The sequence below is a fragment of the Pantanalinema rosaneae CENA516 genome (assembly GCF_050753385.1).
Taxonomy (GTDB): domain Bacteria; phylum Cyanobacteriota; class Cyanobacteriia; order Leptolyngbyales; family Leptolyngbyaceae; genus Pantanalinema; species Pantanalinema rosaneae.
Map to the genome: position 1 here is coordinate 1 of NZ_JBLZFZ010000137.1, position 3,381 is coordinate 3,381.

A 3,381-nucleotide genomic window follows, 5' to 3' on the forward strand; every position below is an offset into this window, starting at 1 on the left:
TCCCGGTCGATACCGAGGCAGTGCTACCGGAGGACGCGGCGCTCGCACGGCGATGGTCCGACGAACACGCCCTCGACGCCATCGTGTCGACCGACGGCGACAGCGACCGGCCGCTGCTCGCCGACGAGGCGGGCGAGTGGCTGCGCGGCGATGTCCTTGCCATGCTCTGCGCTCGCGAATTGGCGATGGATGTGGTCGTGACCCCCGTGTCGAGTAACAGCGTGGTCGAGAAGGGCGGCTTCTTCCGCCGCGTCGAGCGCACGCGGATCGGCTCGCCTTTCGTCATCAAGGCGATGAATGCGGCCCTTTCGCAAGGCGAGGAACGGGTCTGCGGATACGAGGCCAATGGTGGTTTCCTGCTCGGCAGCGACCTCGCGCGCGGCGATGCCCGGCTGTCGGCCTTGCCCACCCGCGATGCCGTCCTGCCCATCTTGGCGGTGCTGACGGCCGCGCGGGGCGGTTCGGTGCGTGCTCTCGTCGATGCACTGCCGCCGCGCGTGACGCACAGCGACCGGATCCCCGATTTCTCGCCCGAACGGCGTGACGCGCTGATGGCCTGGCTGCTTGGCGAGGTGGGCCGGCACGAACGCCTCGATGACGCCTTCGCGCCGCTCGCCGGAGCCCCGCTTGCCGCAACCGACCTCACCGACGGCGTGCGCATGACCTTTGCCAACGAACGGGTGGTCCACCTGCGCGGCTCGGGCAACGCGCCGGAACTGCGCTGTTATGCCGAGGCCGAGGCGCCGCAGGTCGCACGCGAGCTCGCTAGGGATGCGCTGGGGTTGGTTGCCGAACGGTTTTGAAGATGCAGGACAGGAGCAGATGCGAATCATCTGCTCGCTAGGATTGATCATGGGGGAGATTTGTCCAATGTAACGATGCTTCTGCTAAATGGACTGTTAATAATAAATCCGTATTCGAGCTGTTCGATCTTCTCGGTGTTTGGTCGTCAATATAGACATGTCAACGAAATATGTAAGATTTCTCAAATATGGAAAAAAGAAATCATGAAAAAAATCTCATTTTATCTAAGAAATCTAATCAGTGTGTTTGCAATTTATCACTTTAAGTTTTTTTCCGCCAAGAGATATGTGGAAAGCGCTCGTAGACACGTCGGGATTGTTAATGATTTAAATGGGCGAGTGTTCGTTGATCTGTCTGTGATCAGCCAACATGATGCAGGCACTGGTATTCAGCGCGTTGTTCGGGCGATTGCATTTCAACTCGAAAAAGCGAAGGTCAAGCAAGAAATCACAATAATTTTTATTTCCTTTGTTAAAGAGCGATATGTTCGTCTTTTAGTAGAAGATGGTATATACTCAATCACCGATGAGGATATCGATTTTGGTGATGGAGATATGTTTCTTGGTCTAGATTTTTCATTAGACTCCCTCTGGAAAATGCGACGCGAGCTCATTCGGATGCGTCGGATAGGGGTGCGGTTCTGGTACGTGATCTATGATTTCTTGCCGGTCATACAGCCTCAATGGTTTTCAAAGCGCCTTGTGCTGCGGTTCTCGAATTGGTTGGTATTGATGGCCGGCACAGCCGATCGTTTCTTATGCATCTCTGAGCCAGTAGCTCGCCAACTTCCTCAAATTATGAAGCGTCATTTAGGTGTCTCGCTCTGCCCTCCGGCGGTGGTCATGCCCATGGGCTGGGATCTTGCCGGTAGCCGTCCGTCAAGTGGGTTACCCGAAGGATTTTCTGACCTTTTTGAAGCAGCTTTCGGGCGGTGACGTGCTTTTGCAGGTTGGCACGATAGAGCCTCGAAAGGGGCACAGCGACAGTTTGGCGGCGATGGAGCGGCTTTGGGCGGAGGGCTCCTCGCTGAAACTGGTCCTGGTTGGAGGTGTCGGATGGAAGATGGATGCGTTCATGGACAATTTGCATAACCATCCTGAATTCGGTCAGCGATTGTTTTGGACTGGCCGCGTCAGCGACGAAGCACTCGATGTTTTATACGCCACTTGCACAGGCACCATCTTTCCCAGCTTGGCGGAGGGATTTGTTTTACCCGTAGTAGAGTCCCTTGCTCACCAGCGGCCAGTCCTTGCTCGGCGACTCGATGTTTTTAAAGGTCTCGAAGGTCATGGAGTGACTTTATTCGATGTGAACGCAACACCCGACGCCCTAGCCTCAGAAATTGCCGCATGGATTGAGGGTCCAATGCGGCAACCATTCACATGCCCCAGACCCCGACCGAGTTGGGCAGATGCCGGAGATTTCATCTTGCAGCAGATCGCCGATCAGAGGATTGACCGAAAATAAGCTATAGTTTCCTTCAGACCATCGTTAAGTTTCACCTTTGGCTGCCAATTAAGCGCCGAATGAGCGAGGCTAATATCCGGTTTGCGCTGCTTCGGGTCGTCTTGTGGTAACGGTTCATAACGTAAGCGTGACCGACTGCCGGTGAGGCTAAGCACCGCTTCAGCCAATTCTAGCATCGTAAACTCGCCGGGATTGCCGATGTTCACAGGACCTGTGAAATCATCTGGGCTGTCCATAAGTTTTAACATCCCATCGATAAGATCGTCTACATAACAGAAACTTCGAGTCTGAAGCCCGTCACCAAATATCGTAATATCTTCCCCTCGGAGTGCTTGCACAATGAAGTTTGAAACGACCCGGCCATCATTTGGATTCATTCTTGGGCCATATGTGTTAAATATGCGCATTACTTTGATTCTAAGATCATGTTGCCGATGGTAATCAAAAAAGAGAGTTTCTGCGCATCGTTTTCCTTCATCGTAGCAACTGCGAATCCCAATCGGATTGACGTTGCCCCAATAGGCCTCGGGTTGGGGATGCATTGTAGGATCCCCATAAACTTCGCTTGTTGAGGCTTGAAGTATCTTGGCGCTCAAGCGCTTAGCCAGCCCAAGCATATTGATGGCACCGTGCACACTGGTCTTAGTCGTTTGAACAGGATCGCTTTGATAGTGGATCGGGCTGGCCGGGCATGCAAGATTGTAAATTTGTTTTACCTCCACATACAGCGGCCAGCACACATCATGTCTCATAATCTCAAATTTATTATTGCTTAGGAGGTGTGCAACATTGGCCTTAGAGCCAGTATAAAAATTGTCGAGACAAAGTACCTCATCACCGCGCTCGACCAAGCGGTCGCAAAGATGAGATCCTAAAAAACCGGCGCCGCCTGTTACCAATATACTATTCATTTCAACTCCTTTAAAACACCGATACGCTTCAGCTCCACAACGGATGCTTTGTCTCAGAATGTAAATATTAGATGAATGGCTCGATAATAGTATTTCGGAGTAGAAAATACAATACAGCGGCTCGACTCAACAAATGCCAATTTACTTCAACGCTGATGCAAAGATAAAGCAGTGCTAGGCCTGTCTCTTATACACATCT

Annotated in this window: 4 protein-coding genes; 3 read left to right on the plus strand and 1 reads right to left on the minus strand. The window is 52.3% G+C overall.

From position 1 onward, the window contains the following. The 3 genes from ACN4EK_RS32195 to ACN4EK_RS32205 form a co-directional block, all read left to right on the plus strand. Positions 1-803: phosphohexomutase domain-containing protein (locus ACN4EK_RS32195; protein ID WP_458575352.1), on the plus strand; the 803-nt coding region annotated here is incomplete at its 5' end. Between the two features lie 204 nt (positions 804-1,007). Beyond that, positions 1,008-1,739, plus strand: a complete 732-nt coding sequence (locus tag ACN4EK_RS32200) for a glycosyltransferase family protein (RefSeq protein WP_431662530.1) — start codon at positions 1,008-1,010, stop codon at positions 1,737-1,739. Beyond that, entirely contained in the window at positions 1,687-2,271 is a 585-nt protein-coding gene (locus ACN4EK_RS32205) for a glycosyltransferase (RefSeq protein ID WP_431662531.1), read from the plus strand. Before ACN4EK_RS32200 ends, ACN4EK_RS32205 begins: the two co-directional genes overlap by 53 nt. Here ACN4EK_RS32205 and ACN4EK_RS32210 read toward each other — a convergent pair. Next, positions 2,250-3,182, minus strand: coding sequence for a UDP-glucuronic acid decarboxylase family protein (locus ACN4EK_RS32210; RefSeq protein WP_431662532.1), 933 nt, complete (start codon positions 3,180-3,182; stop codon positions 2,250-2,252). The two genes, ACN4EK_RS32205 and ACN4EK_RS32210, sit on opposite strands and share 22 nt — an antisense overlap. Positions 3,183-3,381: the final 199 nt, after the last annotated feature.

Excerpts from the sequence above, each read along its gene's own strand:
- ACN4EK_RS32200 (WP_431662530.1), top strand. The coding sequence starts at position 1,008 with ATGAAAAAAATCTCATTTTATCTAAGAAATCTAATCAGTGTGTTTGCA.
- ACN4EK_RS32210 (WP_431662532.1), bottom strand. The coding sequence starts at position 3,182 with ATGAATAGTATATTGGTAACAGGCGGCGCCGGTTTTTTAGGATCTCAT.